At 70.8% G+C, this 19,695-nt stretch carries 14 protein-coding genes; 11 read left to right on the plus strand and 3 right to left on the minus strand.

Annotated features, from left to right (window positions below; all coding sequences use genetic code 11):
• From IF46_RS0124120 to IF46_RS0124155, 8 genes are all read left to right on the plus strand, one after another.
• Complete coding sequence (locus tag IF46_RS0124120; RefSeq protein WP_030490655.1) at positions 1-978, plus strand: ABC transporter ATP-binding protein; 978 nt, start codon at positions 1-3, stop codon at positions 976-978.
• Positions 975-1,946, plus strand: coding sequence for an ABC transporter ATP-binding protein (locus tag IF46_RS0124125; protein ID WP_036393063.1), 972 nt, complete (start codon positions 975-977; stop codon positions 1,944-1,946). Before IF46_RS0124120 ends, IF46_RS0124125 begins: the two co-directional genes overlap by 4 nt.
• Before the next feature lie 11 nt (positions 1,947-1,957).
• Positions 1,958-3,196, plus strand: coding sequence for an amidohydrolase family protein (locus IF46_RS0124130; protein ID WP_036393064.1), 1,239 nt, complete (start codon positions 1,958-1,960; stop codon positions 3,194-3,196).
• Positions 3,193-4,836 carry a DUF885 domain-containing protein gene (locus IF46_RS0124135; RefSeq protein ID WP_030490658.1) on the plus strand — a complete coding sequence of 548 codons (1,644 nt, stop codon included), beginning with the start codon at positions 3,193-3,195 and terminating at the stop codon, positions 4,834-4,836. Before IF46_RS0124130 ends, IF46_RS0124135 begins: the two co-directional genes overlap by 4 nt.
• A gap of 41 nt (positions 4,837-4,877) precedes the next feature.
• Positions 4,878-5,249: a nuclear transport factor 2 family protein gene (locus IF46_RS0124140; RefSeq protein WP_030490659.1), complete on the plus strand. Its 372-nt coding sequence runs from the start codon at positions 4,878-4,880 to the stop codon at positions 5,247-5,249.
• Positions 5,246-5,572: a TIGR04076 family protein gene (locus IF46_RS0124145; RefSeq protein WP_030490660.1), complete on the plus strand. Its 327-nt coding sequence runs from the start codon at positions 5,246-5,248 to the stop codon at positions 5,570-5,572. The genes IF46_RS0124140 and IF46_RS0124145 overlap by 4 nt, the downstream gene beginning before the upstream one ends.
• Complete coding sequence (locus IF46_RS0124150; protein ID WP_030490661.1) at positions 5,569-6,561, plus strand: LLM class flavin-dependent oxidoreductase; 993 nt, start codon at positions 5,569-5,571, stop codon at positions 6,559-6,561. Before IF46_RS0124145 ends, IF46_RS0124150 begins: the two co-directional genes overlap by 4 nt.
• Before the next feature lie 102 nt (positions 6,562-6,663).
• Entirely contained in the window at positions 6,664-10,032 is a 3,369-nt protein-coding gene (locus tag IF46_RS0124155; RefSeq protein WP_232234142.1) for a S8 family peptidase, read from the plus strand.
• Between the two features lie 60 nt (positions 10,033-10,092).
• Here the strand turns inward: IF46_RS0124155 and IF46_RS0124160 are convergent, their stop codons facing one another.
• From IF46_RS0124160 to IF46_RS0124170, 3 genes are all read right to left on the minus strand, one after another.
• The gene (locus IF46_RS0124160) at positions 10,093-10,587 is read right to left on the minus strand and encodes a DUF2231 domain-containing protein (protein ID WP_030490663.1); all 495 of its coding nucleotides are present in this window, start codon (positions 10,585-10,587) and stop codon (positions 10,093-10,095) included.
• 74 nt (positions 10,588-10,661) lie between these two features.
• Complete coding sequence (locus IF46_RS0124165; protein ID WP_198041519.1) at positions 10,662-11,846, minus strand: SGNH/GDSL hydrolase family protein; 1,185 nt, start codon at positions 11,844-11,846, stop codon at positions 10,662-10,664.
• A 101-nt stretch (positions 11,847-11,947) separates the two neighbouring features.
• Positions 11,948-13,816, minus strand: a complete 1,869-nt coding sequence (locus IF46_RS0124170) for a LamG-like jellyroll fold domain-containing protein (protein WP_030490665.1) — start codon at positions 13,814-13,816, stop codon at positions 11,948-11,950.
• A 256-nt stretch (positions 13,817-14,072) separates the two neighbouring features.
• Between IF46_RS0124170 and IF46_RS0124175 the strand changes: the two genes are divergently transcribed.
• From IF46_RS0124175 to IF46_RS0124185, 3 genes are all read left to right on the plus strand, one after another.
• Complete coding sequence (locus IF46_RS0124175) at positions 14,073-16,157, plus strand: phosphocholine-specific phospholipase C (protein WP_030490666.1); 2,085 nt, start codon at positions 14,073-14,075, stop codon at positions 16,155-16,157.
• A 596-nt stretch (positions 16,158-16,753) separates the two neighbouring features.
• Positions 16,754-17,767, plus strand: coding sequence for an ABC transporter permease (locus IF46_RS0124180; RefSeq protein WP_084598029.1), 1,014 nt, complete (start codon positions 16,754-16,756; stop codon positions 17,765-17,767).
• 80 nt (positions 17,768-17,847) lie between these two features.
• Positions 17,848-19,587 (plus strand): ABC transporter substrate-binding protein, encoded by a 1,740-nt coding sequence (locus IF46_RS0124185; protein WP_198041520.1) that lies wholly within the window; start codon positions 17,848-17,850, stop codon positions 19,585-19,587.
• Positions 19,588-19,695 lie beyond the last annotated feature (108 nt).

The raw sequence follows: 19,695 nt of genomic DNA on the forward strand, positions 1-19,695 counted from the left end.
GTGGCACCGCTGCTCGACGTCGACTCCCTGGCCGTCACCCTGCCCTCGCCGCGTGGCCCACTGCCGATCCTGCACGACGTGTCGCTGACCGTCGACGAGGGCGAGTTGGTCGGCATCGCGGGGGAGAGCGGCTGCGGCAAGAGCCTCACCGCGCAGACCCTGCTCGGGTTGCTGCCCCCGGGGGCAGCGGTAAGCGGCTCGGCCCGGTACGCCGGCACCGAACTGCTCGGCCTCGACACCAAGGGCTGGCAGCGGGTCCGTGGCGCCGGCATCGCCATGGTGTTCCAGGACCCGAGCGCTGCGCTGCACCCGATGCTCACCGTCGGAAGGCAGCTCACCGAGCACATGCGGGTGCACCTGCGGATGGACCGCCGCGCCGCCAGCCGCCGCGCGGTGGAGCTGCTCGACCAGGTCCGCATCCCGGACCCGGAGCGGGCGCTGCGCGCGTACCCGCACCAGTTCTCCGGCGGCATGCGGCAGCGGGTGGCCATCGCCATCGCCCTGGCCGCCCAACCCCGCCTGCTGATCGCCGACGAACCGACGACCGCCCTCGACGTCACCGTGCAGGCCGGCATCCTCGCCCTGCTGGAACGGCTGCGCGCCGAGACCGGGCTGGCCGTCGCGTTCATCACCCACGACCTCGGGGTGCTCAGCGCCCTCACCACCAGGGGATACATCTTCTACGCCGGGCGGGTCGTCGAGACCGGCCCGACGGGTGCGCTGCTCACCGCCCCCACGCACCCGTACACGGCCGCGTTGCTCGGCGCCCGACCGCACGGCACCCAGACCGGCGGGACGTTGCGGCCGATCCCGGGCGCGCCGCCGGCGCCCGGCGAGGCGCCGCCGGGTTGCCCGTTCCAACCCCGATGCGGGTACGCCGAACCGTCCTGCGGCGACGCCCCGCCCCCGCTCACCCCCGCCGGTGCCGACCGGTCGGTGGCCTGCGTGGTCCGTCCGCGCCTGGAGGTGGCCGCGTGAACGCCCCAGCCCGACTGTCCTTCACCGATGTCGAGGTCGAGTACCGCTCCCGAGGGCGGGGGCGGGTCCGGGCCGTCGCCGGGGTCAGCCTGGAGGTGTCGCCCGGCCAGATCGTCGGCCTGGTCGGCGAATCCGGGTGCGGCAAGTCCTCCCTGGCCCGCGTCGCGGTCGGGCTCAGCGCACCGAGCGCCGGCACCGTCCGGTACGCCGACCGACCGGTCACCCCGCTGGGCTGGCGACCCCGCTCGGGTGCCGAGGTCGGCCTGCAGATGGTCTTCCAGAACCCGTACGCCTCGCTGAACCCCCGGCGCACCATCGGCTCCCAGCTCCTCGACGGCGTCCCGGCGGCGGTCACCGGGGCGGCCCGCCGGGCCCGGGTGCACGAGCTGCTCGAACGGGTGGCCATGCCGACAAGCGCCGCCCAACGGTATCCGCACCAGTTCTCCGGCGGTCAGCGGCAGCGCCTGGCGATCGCCCGCGCGCTCGCCCCGGAACCTCGCATGATCATCGCGGACGAGCCGGTCACCGCGCTGGACGCCTCGTCCCAGGCCCAGGTGGTCAACCTGCTCGTCGGGCTGGTCCGCGACCTCGACATGGGCATGCTGTTCATCTCCCACGACCTGGCGCTGGTGCACGAGATCGCCGACGTGACCGCCGTGATGTACCTGGGCCGGATCGTCGAGGCCGCACCCACCCGCGAGCTGTGGCGCGAGCCCCGACACCCGTATACCCGGGCGCTGATCGACGCGGTGCCGCAGATCGGGCCCACCCCGCGGCTGCCCGCCATCCTCGCCGGGGAGGTGCCCGACCCGGCCAACGCCCCCACCGGGTGCCGTTTCCGGCCGCGCTGCCCGCACGCGTTCGCGCCCTGCGGGGAGCAGCCACCCACCGTCGACCTGGGCGACCGCAGCGTCGCCTGCTGGCTCACCGACTCCGCTGCGGCATCGACCGTCGCGCGCTCACTCTGAGGACGCCCCACATGCGCATGCCCACCGAACAGGTCCTGGTCAACCTCGCCCTCTACGACGGTGTCGAGGATGCCCTCCAACCGGATCGCGGCATCTGGATCGACGCCGACGGGCTGATCCGTGCCGTCGGTCAGGTCGACGACGTCCTCGCCGAGGCCGGCGACGCCCGGGTGGTCGACCTCGGCGGCGACCACGTCATGCCGGGCCTGACCAACATGCACGTGCACCTCTCGTTGGGGCTGCCCGGCCACCTCGCCGACACCGTGCACAGCGCCAACCTGGCTGAGCTGGTACTGCTGATGGCCGACTCGGCCCGGCGCACCCTGCACTCCGGTGTCACCACCGCCCGTCTCGTCGGGGAGAGCCGCTACGCGGACTTCGCCCTGCGCAAGGGGATCGAGGCCGGCGCGGTCGACGGCCCGCGCATCTTCACCGCCGGGCATGCGCTCTGCTGCACCGGCGGGCACGGCTGGGAGGCCGACGCCCTGGAGGCCGACGGCGCGGACGGGTTCCGCCGGGCCACCCGCGAACAGCTCCGCGCCGGCGCAGACCTGATCAAGGTCTGCATCTCCGGTGGGATCGCCGGGCAGCACGAGGCGATCGACACCCCGCAGCTGCTCGACGACGAGATGGCCGCGGTCATCCGCGTCGCGCACGACTGGGGGCGCAAGGTGACCGCGCACGCCGGCCCGGCCGACTCGGTCCGGCGGGCCGTGGAGCTGGGCCTCGACTGCGTCGAGCACGGCTACGAGCTGACCGACGACGTGACGCGGCTGATGGCCGAGCGCAGTGTCTGGTACGTGCCGACGATCGTGGTGAGCCGGTGCGAGCAGTTCTTCCGCGACTCCGGGGTGCCGGGCTGGTTGATGGACCGGGCGCTCGCCGCCGGCCCTCGACACTGGGAGAGCCTCCAGCACGCCATCCGTAACGGGGTGCCGATCGCGCTGGGCAGCGACATGCCCCCGCACGCCGGCTACGACGAGACCACGGCGACCATCCGTGAGCTGGAGTTCATGGTGGACGCGGGGATGCCCGTCGCGGACGCGCTCAAGGCCGCCACCATCCGCCCCGCGCAGTGGCTGGATCGGGCCGACACCCTCGGCAGCGTCGAGGCCGGCAAGCACGCCGACCTGCTGGTGCTGCGCGACGACCCGACCCGCTCGGTCTCCGCGTTGCGCACCCTGCACGCGGTGCTCAAGGGCGGGGTGGCGTACCGCGACGACCACGGCCGGCTCGGCGTACCGCGATGACAAGCATCACCGGGGTCGCCGACGGGTACCTCGACGCGCTCGCCGAGCTGGACCCACAGGCGGCCGAGGCGGTGGGGCGTACCCCTGGGTCGCACGTCCCGGATCTCTCACCGGACGGGTTCGACGCCCGCGCGGAGCTGGCCCGACGCACCGCGACGGCCGCCGCCACCGCGACCACCCACGGCCCCGGCGAGCTGGTCCTGGCCGACGCCCTGCTCGACCGGCTGGCTAGCGAGGTCGACCTGTACGACGCGGGCTTCACCACCCGACTGCTCGCCCCGCTGGCCACCCCGGTGCACCTGCTCCGGCAGATCTTCGACAACCTGCCCCGGGACACCGAGGACGACTGGGCGGTCCTCGCCGTCCACCTGCGCCAGGTGCCCGAGGCCCTCGCCCGGTACGCCGCGACGCTGCGCCGGTCGGCGCAGCGCGGACAGCTGGTCGCCCGCCGACAGGTGCTCGTGGTCGCCAACCAGTGCACGGCCTGGACCCGCGCGGACTTCTACGGGCGGCTGGTGGACGGCTACCCCGGCGGGCCACTCGCCGCGCAGCTGCACCTGGGCGCCCGGCTGGCCACCGCCGCCACCACGGGTTTCGCCGCGTTCCTCCGCGCCGACCTGGCACCCGTAGCGTCCGAGGTGGACGGTGTTGGTGGCGACCTCTACCGAGTCACCGCCCGCAGCTTCCTCGGTGCCACAGTCGACCTCGACGAGGTGTACGCGTACGGCTGGGCGGAGTTGGACCGCACCGCCACCGAGCTGCGTACCGTCGCGGGCGAGCTGGGCCACCCGACGGTGGCGGCCGCGCGGGCGGCGTTGGACGCCGACCCGGCCGGCCGGGTGTCGGCCGGCCCGGCTCTGGAGGAGTGGCTGCGCCAGCGCACCGAGCGGTTGACCGACGCGCTCGACGGCACCCACTTCGACATCCCGGCGGCGACCCGCCAGGTGGTGTGCCGGATCAGCCCCGCCACCTCCGGAGTCATGTACTACACGCCACCCGACCCGGCGTTGACGCGTCCCGGCGCGATCTGGTGGTCGGTGCCCTCGGGCGAGTCGACAGTGCCGGTGTGGCGGCACGTCGGCACGCTCTGCCACGAAGGGCTGCCCGGCCACCACCTCCAGCACGCCGTCACCCTCACCACCGCCGCCCTGCACCCGTGGCAGCGCACCCTCTGCCAGGTGCACGGGTACGCCGAGGGGTGGGCGCACTACGCCGAACGCCTCGCCGACGAGATTGGCCTCTACGCCGGCCCGGCCGAGCGGCTCGGCATGCTCGACGGTCAGATGTGGCGGGCCGCCCGCGTGGTCATCGACCTGGGCCTGCACCTGCGGCTGCCGATCCCGGCCGGCAACGGGTTCACCGAGGAGCGGCGCTGGACGCCCGCGCTCGCGGTGGACGTGCTCACCCGCGTCGCCGGCCTGGACGCCGAGACCGCCCGTTTCGAGGTCGACAGGTACCTCGGCTGGCCGGCGCAGGCCCTGGCCTTCAAGGTCGGCGCGCGGCTGTGGCAGCAGGCCCGTCGGGAGGCCGAGCGGCGTGAGGGTTCGGCGTTCGACCGCAAACGCTTCCACCACACGGCGTTGGCGCTCGGACCCATGGGGCTGGACCCGCTCCGTGCCCGCCTGGCCGACCTGCCCTGACCACCCGCACCGCCGTACCCCCTGATCGGAAGTGACAACCGATGAGCGATGAGCTCTTGACCACCATCACCGACCTGTACCGGTCCCTCGGTGACCGGCCCGCCTTCGACGCGTACCTGCACCCCGACCTGACGTTCTGGGAGTCCGACGCCGCCGGGCTACTGACCGGCCTGCGCGCACTTGACGACCTGCGGGACCGCCGGGCGACCCGGGCCGCCGGCTCGCCACCACTCTCGGTGGTGCCGGAAGACCTACGCGCCGACGCCTGGGGCGACACCGGTCTGGTCCGCTACCTGCTGCGGGCCCGCTTCGGCGACACCCGGCCGGACGAGTGTTTCCGGGTGACCGACGTCCTGCGCCGCGAGGATGGCTCCTGGCGCATCGTGCACCACCACGCGGAGGCCGTGCGATGAGCGCCGAGGAACCCACCACCGACCTGTACGACCTGCGGATCGTGGTGGAGCGGATCGAGGGCCGTTCGGTGTGTGGCCTGAAGCCGGGCGACCACATCGACCTGACCGGCTCCAACCGGCTCACCATCCCCGCCGGCGGGCACTTCTGCCTCTACGCCCTGGCCGCGTGTCTGCCGCTGCTGCCGGCGAAGCAGCGGGAGCTGGCCGAGGGCGACTGGCTGGCCCGGGACAGCCACGTCGCCTGCCCGGACCCGGACGAGCGGTTGATCATGCGGATCGAGCGGACCGGCCTACAGCGCATCCCCACCGAGGAGTTGACGTGAGCGCTGGGCTGGTCGGCATCGGCCTGCAGTCCGACAAGTCCGCCGACGAGTACGCGGAGCTGGCCCAGCTGACCGAGCGGCACGGCTTCGACGTGCTCTCGGTCTTCGGGGACCTGATGTACCAGCCGCCGATCTTCCCGCTGCTGGTGGCGGCCCGGCACACCCGGCGGATCCGGTTGGGTGCCGCCTGTGTCAACCCGTTCACCATGCACCCGGTGGAGGTCGCCGGCCAGGTGGCCGCACTGGACCTGGCCTCGCAGGGCCGGGCCTACCTGGGGCTGGCCCGGGGCACCTGGCTCAACGAGATCGGGGTGCCGCAGGTCCGTCCCATCCGACGCATCGTCGAGACCGTCGACGTGGTGCGGCTGCTACTCGCCGGCGACGACAGCGGCTACCAGGGCACCGAGTTCACCGTGGCACCAGGCACGTCGCTGCGCTACACCCCGGCCCGCGCCGACGTGCCGGTCCTGGTCGGCACCTGGGGGCGGCAGACCGCGCGGGCCGCGGCCGGGTTCGCCAGCGAGGTCAAGGTGGGCGGCTCGGCGAACCCGGCGATGGCCCGGATGATGCGGGCCTGGCTGGACGACACGGCGGCCCCGCACCGGGACGGCACCGGCGTGGTGCTCGGTGCGGTCACCGTGGTCGACGAGGACGGTGCGTTGGCCCGCCGGGTGGCCCGCCGGGAGGTGGCCATGTACCTGGCGGTGGTCGCCGCCCTCGACCCGACGATCGAGCTGGACCCGGAGTTGCTGGCCCGGATCCAGCAGCACGTCGGCCGCCGGGAGGACGACCTGGCCGGTGCGCTGATCGGCGACGACCTGCTCGACCTGTTCGCCTTCTCCGGCACCCCCGAGCAGGTCGCGGGGCAGGCGGCGGCGGTGTTCGACGCCGGGGCGAGCCGGGTGGAGTTCGGCACTCCGCACGGTGCGACGCCGCACGGCGGGATCGACCTGCTCGGCCGACGGGTGCTCCCGCTGCTCAAGGTGTGAGAAACCGCAGCCCAGGATGCCCGCGAAGATCGTTTTCGTGTTTATGATCTTGCGTTAGCCGTCCGTTGGCGGCGTATTCGTCCACATAAGACGAGGGGCAACATGCTCAGGAAAACACGGTGGCTGATGGCGCTCGCCGTCACCGCCACGACGCTGACCGCCCTACCGGGCGGCTCGGCAATAGCGGGATCCAGCAACATCGGCCAGACCGGCGCCCCGGCAGCCTCGGTCGACGGAAAGACCCACACAGTCACCCTGCTCACCGGCGACGTGGTGACCGTACGGGAGACCGGATCGGGCTGCCCGGATGCCACGGTGCGGCCGGCGGACGAGACCGCCATCATCCGCCAGAGCTGTGGGCCCGACGGCCACCTGCACGTCATCCCCGCCCGCGTCGCGTCCAAGATCGGCTCGGTCCTCGACCCCGACCTCTTCGACGTCACCACGCTGATCGCGGACGGCTACGACGACGAGAACGCCACCGAGCTGCCGCTCATCGTGCAGCCCGCCACCGCGTCCGCCCGGGTCGCCGCGCTCGGTGACGTGCTGGCGCTGCCGAGCATCGGCGCGGTCGCCGGCCGGGTACCCAAGAAGAGCCCGGCCACCGCGAAGCTGGCGACCAACTCGCTGCTCGCCGGCGCGAAGAAGGTCTGGCTCGACCGCAAGGTCCACGCCACCGCCCTGACCGGCGGCGCAAAGCACGACGACCTGGACCGCAACCTCGCCCAGATCGACGCGCCAGATGCCTGGAAGGCCGGCTACACCGGCAAGGGCGTCCGGGTCGCGGTGCTCGACACCGGTGCCGACTTCACCCACCCGGACCTGGTCGGCCGGGTCGCCGACCGGGCCGACTTCACCGCCGAGGGCGGTGACGCCGTCGACCACAACGGCCACGGTACGCACGTCGCCGCGACCATCGCGGGCACCGGCGCGGCCGCACACGGTCAGCGCCGTGGCGTGGCGCCAGAGGCCAAGCTGGTGATCGGCAAGGTCCTCGGGGACAACGGCTCCGGCGACGACTCCGGCATCATCGCCGCCATGGAGTGGGCCGCCGCCCGGGCCGACATCATCAACATGAGCCTCGGCGGCGGATCGCCGGACGACGGCAACGACCCGCTCTCGCTCGCCGTCGACGGCCTCAGCAAGTCCACCGGCGTGCTCTTCGTCGTCGCCGCCGGCAACAGCGGTGCCGCGATCTCGTCACCCGGATCGGCCGCCAGCGCGCTGACCGTCGGCGCGGTCGACCGTAACGACAAGCTCGCCGGCTTCTCCAGCCGCGGACCGTTGATGGGCAGCCATGCGGCCAAGCCGGAGCTGGTCGCCCCCGGCGTCGACATCGTCGCCGCCCGGGCCGCCGGCACCAACCTGCAGGACCCGATCGACAAGTACTACGAGGGCATCAGCGGCACCTCGATGGCCAGCCCGCACGTGGCCGGCGCCGCCGCGCTGCTCGCCCAGCGCCACCCCGACTGGACCGGGGCGCGGCTCAAGGCCGCCCTCGTCGGCGCCTCCGACCCGCTCACCGGCATCGACCCGTACGCCGTCGGCGCCGGTCGGCTCAACGCCGCCCGGGCCCTCGGCGGATCCACCAGCGACCAGCCGGTGGTCAACCTCGGCACCTTCGCCTACCCGCAGGCGGGGACCAGCGAGACGAAGCTGAGCTGGACCGGCCCGGCGACCTCGGCGACGACCGTCCTCGACCTCGACGTGTCGATCGTCAACCACGACGGTCAGTCGGTGCCGCGCGGCGCGGCGTCGCTGTCCGCGAGCCGGCTGACTGTCAAGCGTGGCGCCACCGCCGCGACGAACCTGCGGATCAACCGCGCGGCGCTGGCCGCTCGGCCGGGCTTCTACCTGGCCACCGTCACCGCCCGGACCGCCGGCCACAAGCTGGTGGCGACGACCCCGGTGGCCTTCTACGTCGAGCCGCCCAGCTACGACCTGACGGTCCGGTCGAAGCCGGTACCCGGTCTCAAGGAGGGCGCGGACACCTGGCTGGACGTCCTGGTCACCAACCTCGCCGACCCGATGCTCTACTACGACGGGCTGTCGGCAGCCACGCCTGGTGACACCTTCACGCTGCGGGTTCCCGCCGGCCGGTACGCGGTGTTGGGCACCACGATGGTCGCCCAACACACTGACCTTGACAGCAACGACGAACTGGAGACGGCGCTCACCGGTGAGGCCGACCTGGACGTACGCGGCGATCGGACCGTGATGCTCGATCCGGCGCAGGCCCGGCCGGTGACCGTGACCGTCGACGGGGTGCCCACCGCGAACACCAGACTTGACCTCAACAACATCCAGACCGCGCCGAACGGACTGTCCTGGCGGCACAGGTTCAGCGCGTTCGGGCCCAAGGCGACGATCCGCACCGTCGCACTTGCCAAGCCGACAGTCGGCTCCCGGCGTGACGTGCTGGCCGCGCACCTGTCCTCGCCGGCCGGCACCGCCAAGCCGTACCGCTACGCCCTGATCCACGAGTACGAGGGCGCCCTGCCGCCCGGGCTCTCCTACCGGGTGACCAAGGCGGAGCAGGCGAAGCTCGCCCAGATCGATGAGCGGTTCCACCAGGTGGACAGTGAGGGGATGCTCACCCAACTGAAGCGCTACGGCTTCACGCCGGACGGGTTCGGGGTGACCGACCTCTACGAGGAGAGCCCGCCGCCGTACCGCACCGACTACCTCTCGCCCGGTTACCTCTGGGCGGACCATGGCCGTTACGGTGGCCTGCGGGCCGTGGAGGCTGCCCGCAGCTACGAGCCGGCAAGTCGGCAGAGCAAGGTCTGGGCGCGGCAGCCGCTGCACTCCGGCTTCTACGACGAGCCGGCCGGCTTCGGCGAGAGCTGTGTCACCGCGCCGTCGCGGACTCGGGGCAACATGCACATCGTCCTGGTGTCGCTGACCGATCAGCACCAGCGGGGCGACTGCACGCAGGGCCACCTTCTCGGCATGGACCGCACGCTTTCGCTGCACCGCAACGGGAAGCTGGTCGGGGAGCGCGACGTTCCGTTCGCCGAATTCGCCGTGCCGCAGGAGAAGGCCGACTACCGGCTCACCCTGGACGTCGACAACAGTTTGATCCTGCCGTTCTCGACCAAGGTCAACACGTCGTGGACGTTCCGCTCCGCTGGGCCGGACGGGACCGAGAGTGCGCCGCTGCCGCTGCTCGCGCTGGACTACGCGCTGCCGATGGACACCAACAACCACACCACCGGTGGAACGGCCGAGCTGTTCGTCCGGCAGGCGCGCGGGGTCAAGACGCAGAAGGTGACGTCGTTCGAGGTCTGGACGTCGACCGACGACGGCGCCACCTGGAAGTCGGCTCGGGTCACCGCCAGCGGCGACAGCTACCGGTTCACGGCGCCGACTGTCGCCACCGGAAAGTCCGTGTCACTGCGGGTGAAGGCCGCCGCCGACGGCGGTAGCGGAATCGAGCAGACCATCATCCGGGCCTACCGCGCCGGCTGATCGTCGACTCGGTGGTGCGGCCCAGCTCCGGCTGGGCCGCACCACTTTTTTCGTACGCCGTCACTGGCCCTCCCAGACCGCCTTCGCGCCGGAGTCGCCGGTGCGGAACACGTAGTAGATGGCGACGCCGGCGGCCACCACCGACAACACCTGCAACGCCAGGGTCAGCGGCCGACCGGGCCGCCCGTCCGCGCTGGCGTCGGCGCCCCTCGGCGCGACGAAGCGGACGAGTGCCAGCGCCACGATCGCCAACCCGATGGTGGCCCAGAGCGTGATGTCGCCGAACTCCTGATGCGTCTCCAGCTTCGGGAGGAACTCCGGGGTGACCCGGTTGGCCGCCTGCATCCGCTCCAGGAAGGCATCGCCGGAGAGCTTCGTCACCAGGGCGGCGAGGGGTGCGCCCACCGCGAGCAGCCCCAGCACCCAGCGCGTGTGCGGTCGGATCGGCGCGACGAGCGCGTAACCGATCGTCAGCAGGGCGAGCAGCGGCACGAACACGACAGCGGCGTGCAGCAGCAGCGGGTGGGCGGGGATGCCCATGAACTCCTCGAACATCGGCGTCTCCTCCTGGCATCGACCGAACGTCGATCGTCCGGGTGGGTGGACGCTATCGGTACCGCGAGGCCGTGTCAGCCCCCAAGATTGCCCGCGACGCGCGTCCGGCAGCTCAGCACATCGAGATCGACAGCCTCCGCTATCGCCTGCATGCCCCGGTCGTTCGGGTGGACGTGATCTCCGCTGTCGTACAACGGCAGCAGCGCTTGCGGGTCGGCCGGATCGCGGGTGACCCGGTCGAAGTCGACAACGGCGTCGAACACGCCGCTGTGCCTGATCCAGTCGTTGACGCTCTGGCGCACGGCCTCACCCGCGTCGTCGTACTCCGGCCAGCCTTTGTACGCCATCACCGTGGCGCCGACGATGCGCTTGCCCGCCGCGCGCGCTCGGTCGGCCAACTGCCGATAACCCGTGGTCAGGTCGTCCACCGTCACGCCGGTGTGGGCCTTGATGTCGTTGATGCCCTCGTACACGAAGACCGTGCTCACCCCGGGCAGGGAGAGCACGTCACGGTCGAACCGGCGCAGCGCGGCCTCCCCGGCGTCGCTGCCGAGCACCTTGTTGCCGGAGATGCCGGCGTTGGCCACGCCCTTGACCATGCTCTCCGGCGCGGCCTGCAGCCGCCGGGAGAGGTAGTCGGGCCAGCGCCGGTTCAGGTCCGTGCTGGAGGCCCACCCGTCGGTGATGGAGTCGCCGAGGAGCACCACCGAGCTGATCGCCGTGGAGGTTCGCACGCTGACGGCGTCGAGCCAGTACCAGGACGTCATCGACTCGGTCCAGTTGGTCGCCGCCTCCTCGGCGGCGTGATCACCCGCGGCCGCGTACGACGTCTGCATGGCCATGCCGTGCCCGCTCGTCGGGCCCTGCGCGCCGGTGACGTGGAGGCTGACCACGAGGTCGCTCTGGGCGGCCCACTCGCCGGGCAGGGGGTCGCTGAGGATCACCTCGCCGGCCGGCACGGTGACCGAGGGCTGCCCGTCGAAGGTCAGCCGCCGGTTGCTGCCCGCGACCAGCTCGGCGCCGTGGCGCTGCAACCCGGCGAAGGCGCTGTCGAAGGTCACCGGGTGCTCACCGAAGGCGTTGGTCAGGCGGATCCGCAGGGCGTCCCCGCCGACGCTGGTCCGCACGACCAGCCGGTAGCTGCGTTCGGCTGGCCCGGCGTCCTGTCGGTCGGCGCTGGCGGCCCAGGTGACCGCGAAGTGCCGGCCGTCACTGACCGCTGATCCGTTGTCCTGCCACCCGTCGGCGTCGATGTTCACGAAATCGATCTTAGTGTCGCCGCTTCGGCCACTTCGGACCGCGGGCTCGTCGCCGGTCGTCCGGTCGGTCACCGTGGTGACCGACCGGACGTCAGCGCTGCTCAGGCGTACGGCGTCAGGAAGTCCTTCGGACGCAGCGCCTTGGCGGTGACCCGGACATCGCCGATCCACCCGTAGAAGCCCTGCTCGTACTTGAGGTCGAACGACGTCGCGCCGATCACGAACGGGAGCCCGAGGGTGGCGATGCCGGTCGACGGCTGGGTGGGGTTGCGGGCGATCTTCGACCCGTCGACGTAGACAACGGTCTTCTGACCGTCGTTGACGACCGCGAGGTGGGTCCAGCGCCCGATCGGCAGGGCGTGGCTCCACGAGGTCGGGTCGGCGTCCTGCTTGTCGGCGTAGACGACGTACTGCAGGAACCGCTCGGAGGAGACGTTGAGGCTGCAGGTGGACTCCAGTGGAGACCAGCCGGTCGTCTTGCCGGCGTCGCCGCTGCGCCCCTCCCAGCTCAGGATGCCCATCCAGGCGTGGTCGCCCTCGAACGGGTCGGGGAGCTTGATGAACGCCTCGATGGTGTACCCGCTTGTGAACTTCATGCTGTTGATCGAGGCGCCAGGGCTGGCCCGGAGAATGGCGCCGCGATCCGGGCCCTTGCCGCCGTCGAAGCGGAGGCTGGCGTGTGCCGGCTGACCGGGGTGGTGCTCGGTGGAGTAGGTAAGCGCCTCGGATCCGCCGGCCCCGATCCGCTGCACGGTGAGGTTGTTGCCGTTCCCGCTCAGGTCCCGCACCACAGTGCCGTCCGCGACCGGCTTACCGGCCGCGCCCGCCGGCAAGCCGTACGAGTCGAACCGCCAGTAGCCGACCGTGGCGCGCGGCAGCACCGCGACCGGGGGACGGGGAGCAGGCGGCGTCACCGGCGCGAACCCGTGGAACCGGGAGTCGAAGTCGATCTCCATGCTGAACCGGTCGACCGGGCCGGTCAGCTCGATCGTCTCGGCCTCCAACGGCGTGCGCTTCTCCGGGTCCCGGGCCAGGAACCAGGGCGAGAACGTCTCGACGTCGATGACGTTGCGCGCCAGGTCGAAGTGGTACAGGCGGATCATCGCCGCGCCGCCGTAGTAGCGGTCCTGGTAGTTGGTGATGTGCACCTGGACGTCGTTGCCGGCGGCGTTCTTCAGGGTGGTCCGGCCGGGCGGCCAGTAGTGTCCGTTGAGGGTGAGGAAGATCTGGTCGTTGTTGCGGATCAGCCGGTCCCAGAGGCGCTGGCCGTTGTCCGAGAGCTGCGCCGTGCCCGCGTCGTCGGCCCAGGCCAGGTCGTGGGTGGTGAGGATGACCGGCAGGGTGGAGTGCTCGTCGATCACGCCCTGTGCCCAGGCCAGACCCTTGTCCGAGATGCGCCAGTCCAGCGCGAGCACCAGCCAGTCGCGCCCTGCGGCGCGCAGCACGTGGTAGCTGTTGTAGCCGTCCGGCGACGCGCCGCCGAAGGTGGGCATCGAGGCGAACCGCTGCGGGCCGAAAGCGCGCAGGTAGACGCTGTCGCCGCGCTGGTCGTCGCCGCCGCGGATGTCGTGGTTGCCGGCCAGGACGCTGTACGGCAGCTTGCCGTCGAGGGTGCGGAACGTCTCGGCGGCCAGCGCGATCTCATGCTCACTGCCGTGCTCGGTCACGTCACCGAGGTGCGTCATGAACACGATGTTCGCGTCCTTGCGCTCCTGGTTGAGGTAGCGGAAGGTGGCCTTCAACGGCTCCGGGTCGGCGCTGTCCTCGTCGAAGAGGTATTGCGTGTCGGGCAGCACCGCGAGCGCGAAGCGGGGGCTCTGCGCGTCGAACGCCGCTGTCGTTGTCGCGGTTGCGGCCGAGGCGGCGGTGCCACCGAGCACCGACACGGCGGCGCCCGCGGCGGGTGCGGCGAGCATCGCCTGGAGCAGGGTCCGCCGCTCTACGTTTCGTTGATCGCCGCTGGCGGCCATCTGTTCTCCCTGGTGGGTGAGGTGCTGGGACGCCGAGCACTCTCCCGAGGGGCGATGAGCGTTCCCCGACGACTGGCTGAACAGCACCCGGCAGACAGTCGAAGATCATCTTCGTGGTTCACGCTGCTCAAAGGGGCTGGTTGCCGCCGGTCGTCGAGAGGTTGCAAAACCATCCAACTATGGCCATCTGGTGTCAACCCACCGTCGGTAGCGTCCGGTCGCCCGTTTCCCGAGCAGAGCACATGATGGGGGAGTAATGAGCACGGTGGACCGCCGTACGTTCCTGAAGGCGATGGGAGTTCCCGCGATCGGCGCGGCGCTCCCGTTGGACCTCGACAAGGCGCTCGCCATCCCGGCGAACAACCGGACCGGCTCGATCAAGGACGTCGAGCACGTCATCATCCTGATGCAGGAGAACCGCTCCTTCGACCACTACTTCGGCACCATGCGCGGCGTACGCGGTTTCGGTGACCCACATCCGGCCACACTGCCGTCCGGCAAGGACGTGTGGCACCAGCCCAACGGCGCCGACGAGCTGCTGCCCTTCCGTCCTGAGGTGAAGGACCTCGGCCAGACCTTCCTGCCGGACCCGCCGCACGGCTGGAACGACGGGCACGCCGCCTGGAACGACGGCCGGTTCGACAAGTGGGTGCCGAACAAGGGCGTCACGGCGATGACCTACCACACCCGCCAGGACCTGCCGTACCACTACGCGCTGGCCGACGCCTTCACCGTCTGCGACAGCTACCACTGCTCGCTGATGGGGCCGACCGACCCGAACCGCTACCACATGTGGAGTGGCTGGGTTGGCAACGACGGCAAGGGCGGCGGCCCGGTCATCACCAACGCGGAGGCCGGCTACGACTGGTCCACGTACCCCGAGCGCCTGGAGCGCAACGGCATCTCCTGGAAGATCTACCAGGACGTCGGCACTGGCCTCAACGCCACCGGCTCCTGGGGTTGGACGAACGACCCGTACATCGGCAACTACGGCGACAACTCGCTGCTCTACTTCCACCAGTACCAGAACGCGCAGCCCGGAACGCCGCTGGCCGACAAGGCCAAGACCGGCACCGAGATCAGGACCCAGGGCCGCGACCCGGAGGCGCTGCTGGCCGACTTCCGCGCCGACGTCGAGGCGGGACGTCTGCCCGAGGTCTCCTGGATCACCGCGCCTGAGGCGTACACCGAGCACCCGAACTGGGGGCCGGCGTTCGGGGCCTGGTACATCTCGCAGGTCATCGACATCCTCGCGTCGAACCCCGAGGTGTGGAGCAAGATGGCGCTGTTCATCACGTACGACGAGGAGGGCGGCTTCTTCGACCACATGGTCCCGCCGACGCCCCCGCAGACCCGCGAACACGGGCAGTCGACCGTACCGACCACCAACGAGATCTTCCCCGGCGACGCTGACCACCCGGCCGGGCCGTACGGCCTCGGCATCCGGGTGCCGATGGTCATCGTCTCCCCGTGGACGCGTGGCGGCTACGTGAACTCGCAGGTCTTCGACCACACCTCGCTGATCAAGTTCCTGGAGGCGCGGTTCGCCGACGGTCGGCCGGACCTGATCGAGAAGAACATCACCCCGTGGCGACGCGCCGTCGTCGGCGACCTGACCAGCGCCTTCGACTTCCGGCACCCGAACCGCTCGCGCGCTGCCCGGTTGCCCGACACCGACGACTTCAAGCCCGAGGAGCTGGTCCGGCACCCCGACGAGGTGCCGGTCCCGCCGGCGCACCAGCGGCTGCCGAAGCAGGAGCACGGGGTACGCCCGGCGCGGGCCATCCCGTACACGCTGCACGCCGACGGTCGTCGCAGCGACGGCTCGTTCCGGATCGACTTCCGCAACACCGGCGGGGTCGCCGCGGTCTTCCAGGTCCGTCAGGCCGGCAGCGCGGACGCCCCGCGCAGCTTCACCGTCGAGCCGGGCAAGCACCTGAGCGACACCTGGCAGGTCACCTCCGGGTACGAACTGTCGGTGCACGGGCCGAACGGGTTCTTCCGCCGGTTCACCGACAGCGAGGCGGGCCGGCACGCCACGGACCTCGACATCACCCCCTCGTACGACGAGCGCGACTACAAGGTCGTGCTCACGCTCAAGAACCGTGGGTCGAAGCGGATCGAGGTGGCCGTCAAGGACGGGTACAACTCTCGTCCGGTCAAGCTGTCGCTGCGCCCCGGCGACACCGAGCGCGCGCACTGGCAGCTTTCCCGTACCCACGGTTGGTACGACCTGACCGTCAGCGTCGCCGGTGACACCGATTTCGCGTACCGCTGCGCGGGGCACGTCGAGAACGGCAAGGAGAGCATCAGCGACCCGTCCCTCGGCGGGCTCGTCTAAGCGCTGTCGCGTGTCACCCGGGCCGTCCTGGCCCGGGTGACACGACGCGCTCATCGGCAGCCTGACCTTCGCCCGGCGCCCGGCACCCGCTCGCTCGGACAACACGCCGCATGGATTATGCATCCACGGACATCACTGCATAAATTCCGGTGAGGCTTCCCGGACTCGTGATGCGAAATTGCGGTCAGGGCTTCTCGAGTCGGCATGGTGGATGCCTCCTTTCCATTGAGGGCCGTTACAGCGAGTGATGCGAAAATGTTGCCCAGGGCAACAGTAAGACCGGGTCGGCCAGTTCATTGACGTATTGAACTGCAAGGACGCGCCTGCTCGTCGCGGGTGCCCGCAGTGGCCGGGTCGTTATGCTCACTCTGCGTGATCACGCGACCGCTGTGCTGCAATCACTGGTGGTCAGTGGCGATCGGTGCGCCGAAAGGGTGGCTGAGGCGGATCCCACGACATGGGCACGTAACAGTCCCGACTCATCGCGAAATCATTTGCTCGACTAATGTTCCGGCACTAGAGCCGCCAGTCGGACAGCCGTCCGGCTGGCGGTGCCCTGTGTCAGCACGATGAGGAGGTCGTCCCGCGTGGAGCCGATGGTCTCGGAGCCCCAGGTGCTCCGCGCCGGAGAGCCGGACGACGGACCGGTGCCGAGTGCGGCGTCGCCCGCCGCCCCGGTCCGGACGGTCAGCAAGTCACCGACCCGGATCGCCCTGGCCCGGCTGCGCCGCGACCGGATCGCGATGATCTGTGCCGCGGTCTGTGCCGCCTATGTCCTGATCGCGATCTTCGCGCCACTGCTCGCCGGGCTGGAGGGGCAGAACGCCAGCGACCTGCACCAGAACCTGATCGACGAGTTCGGCTTCCCGACGATCGGGCCGACCAGCGAGCACTGGTTCGGGGTGGAGCCCCGACTGGGCCGCGACCTCTTCGCCCGCTGGGTGTACGGCGCCCGCCCGTCGCTCATCGTCGCTGTGGCGGTCACCACGATCACCACGATCATCGGCGTGGTCGTGGGCCTGGTCGCCGGCTTCTCCGGCGGCTGGATCGACCGGGTGCTCTCCTGGCTGATCGACCTGGTGCTGAGCCTGCCGTACCTGCTCTTCGCGATCGCGAGCTCCGCCGTCCTGGTCGCGATCTTCGGCGGCGCCGACGGCGTCGCTGCCGAGGAGGTCGCCCAGATTCGCTTCATCTCGCTGATCTGCGTGCTGTCGTTCTTCGGCTGGGCGAGCCTCGCCCGCCTGGTCCGGGGGCAGGTGCTCTCCCTGCGTGAGCGGGAGTTCGTCGCGGCGGCCAAGGTGCTCGGCATCCCGACCCGGCAGGTGCTCTTCAAGGAGCTGCTGCCGAACCTGGTGGCGCCGATCGTCGTCTCCGTGTCGCTGGCCCTGCCCGGTTACGTGGTCGCCGAGGCCGGCCTGACCGTGCTCGGGGCCGGGCTGATCGAGCCCACCCCGTCCTGGGGGCTGACCATCTCCGCCGCCACCACCTACTACCGGGCCGACCCGCTCTACCTGTGGCTGCCCGTACTCGGCATCACGATCCTGGTGCTCGCCCTGAGCCTGCTCGGCGACGCCGTGCGCGACGCCTTCGACCCCCGGACCCGTCGATGAGGACGCTCCGGACCGGAGGAGAACCACGGACCCCGCACGTCGGGGGTCCGCTGACTGGAAGACAAGACAGGAGTACGTCTGTGAGGCAACTCAAGGTTGGTCTCGCCGCCGCAGTGGCCGCCGCTCTGGCGGTGTCCGGCTGCGGCAGCCCGTCGTCGAACAACGGCAGTAACGGCGGAGGTGACTCCAAGGGCATCGAGACCCAGCAGAGCGCGTTCGACCCGGCCGCCAAGGGCCCGGCTGCCGAGGTGCCCGGGGCCAAGAAGGGCGGGGTCGTCACGGTCTACTCCCAGCTGACCCCGAACACGTTCGACCCGACCGACACCTACTACGCCGACGCGCTGGCGATCGAGAAGCTGCTCTTCCGTAGCCCGACCCAGTTCGCGCTGCGTGGCGGCAAGCCGGTGCTCGTGCCGGACCTCACCGACCTCGGCACCGTCTCGGCGGACAAGCTGACCTGGACGTTCAAGATGCAGTCGGGCGTCAAGTACGCCGACGGCAGCGAGGTCAAGGTCGAGGACCTGGCGTACGCGATCAAGCGTTCGTTCGCCCACGACGTGTACACCAGCGCCCCGACGTACCAGGCGACCTACTTCAAGGACGGCGACAAGTACAAGGGCCCCTACACCAGCGGCGACTCCTTCGCCGGCGTGGAGACCCCGGACGCGAGCACGCTCGTCATCCACCTGGCTCGGCCCTTCGCGGACCTGCCCCTCTACATGACCTTCCCGGTGTTCACGCCGATCCCGAAGGCGAAGGACACCAAGGAGAACTACAAGAACAACCCCCTCGCCACCGGGCCGTACCAGTTCGACACCTACACCCCGGGCACCGAGCTGAAGCTGAAGAAGAACCCGAACTGGGACGCCAACACCGACGCGGTGCGCCACCAGTACCCGGACGGCTTCACCTTCAAGTGGGGCGGCGAGGACCCGAAGACCCAGCAGCAGGTGCTCAACAGCGCCGGCGAGGACGCCAACGCCCTCAACTACAGCCCTGTCGACGCCTCGCTGATCCCGCAGGTGACCGGGGACAAGAAGGCCCAGCTGATCCAGGGCGACCAGCCCTGCACCTACTCGGTGCAGCTGGACACCCGCAAGATCCCGCTGGAGGTGCGCAAGGCGATCGCCAAGGCGTACCCGTACGACCAGGTGTACAAGGCCAGCGGCCTGACCAGCTTCAACGCCGCGACGGCCAGCACCATCCTGCCGCCGAGCGTGCCCGGCTACACCAAGTACGACGCGCTGCCCGACCTCAACGGCAAGGGCGAGGGCGACCCGGCCGCCGCGAAGGCCATGCTGGAGGCGGCTGGCAAGGCCGGCTTCGAGCTCAGCTGGTACTACGACAACACCAAGCCGATCCCGCAGCAGACCAACCAGATCCGGGTCGACGCGTTCAAGGCCGCCGGCTTCACCGTGAAGCCGATCGGTGTCAACACCGCTGAGCTGCGCAAGAAGATCGGCGACTACGAGGCTCCGGTCAACATGGGCCAGGCGCCGCAGGGCTGGTGCTCGGACTGGCCGAGCGGCGGTAGCTGGTTCCCGGTGCTGTTCCAGACGCACAGCATCGGCGACGGCCTCAGCTGGGGCATGCTCAGCGACAAGGCGCTGGACGCCAAGATCGACGAGATCGGCAAGCTCCCGGCCGAGGAGTCCGTCGCCAAGTGGGGTGAGCTGGACAAGGAGATCCTGGGCATGTACGTGGCCCTGCCGCGCTACTACGCCAAGCTCGCCTTCGTCACCGGCACGAACATCGGTGGCGCCGAGGGCGACGCCTCCGCGGGTGAGCCGTTCTACGTGAACATGTTCCTCAAGAACTGACCCTCATCGTGGACGCCGGCCGGCCTCCGGCACTGTGCCGGCCGGCGTCCACCCCCTCCCCGTTCCGGCTTGGGCTACCAGCCCCGGCCCGCTGCCACCAGGAGCCTC

The organism is Micromonospora chokoriensis, assembly GCF_000718555.1.
GTDB lineage: Bacteria > Actinomycetota > Actinomycetes > Mycobacteriales > Micromonosporaceae > Micromonospora > Micromonospora chokoriensis_B.

Coding starts and splice junctions, on each gene's coding strand:
- IF46_RS0124135 (WP_030490658.1), top strand. CDS start 3,193: ATGACAAGCATCACCGGGGTCGCCGACGGGTACCTCGACGCGCTCGCC.
- IF46_RS0124130 (WP_036393064.1), top strand. CDS start 1,958: ATGCGCATGCCCACCGAACAGGTCCTGGTCAACCTCGCCCTCTACGAC.
- IF46_RS0124155 (WP_232234142.1), top strand. CDS start 6,664: ATGCTCAGGAAAACACGGTGGCTGATGGCGCTCGCCGTCACCGCCACG.
- IF46_RS0124160 (WP_030490663.1), bottom strand. CDS start 10,587: ATGTTCGAGGAGTTCATGGGCATCCCCGCCCACCCGCTGCTGCTGCAC.
- IF46_RS0124140 (WP_030490659.1), top strand. CDS start 4,878: ATGAGCGATGAGCTCTTGACCACCATCACCGACCTGTACCGGTCCCTC.
- IF46_RS0124170 (WP_030490665.1), bottom strand. CDS start 13,816: ATGGCCGCCAGCGGCGATCAACGAAACGTAGAGCGGCGGACCCTGCTC.
- IF46_RS0124180 (WP_084598029.1), top strand. CDS start 16,754: ATGGTCTCGGAGCCCCAGGTGCTCCGCGCCGGAGAGCCGGACGACGGA.
- IF46_RS0124175 (WP_030490666.1), top strand. CDS start 14,073: ATGAGCACGGTGGACCGCCGTACGTTCCTGAAGGCGATGGGAGTTCCC.
- IF46_RS0124145 (WP_030490660.1), top strand. CDS start 5,246: ATGAGCGCCGAGGAACCCACCACCGACCTGTACGACCTGCGGATCGTG.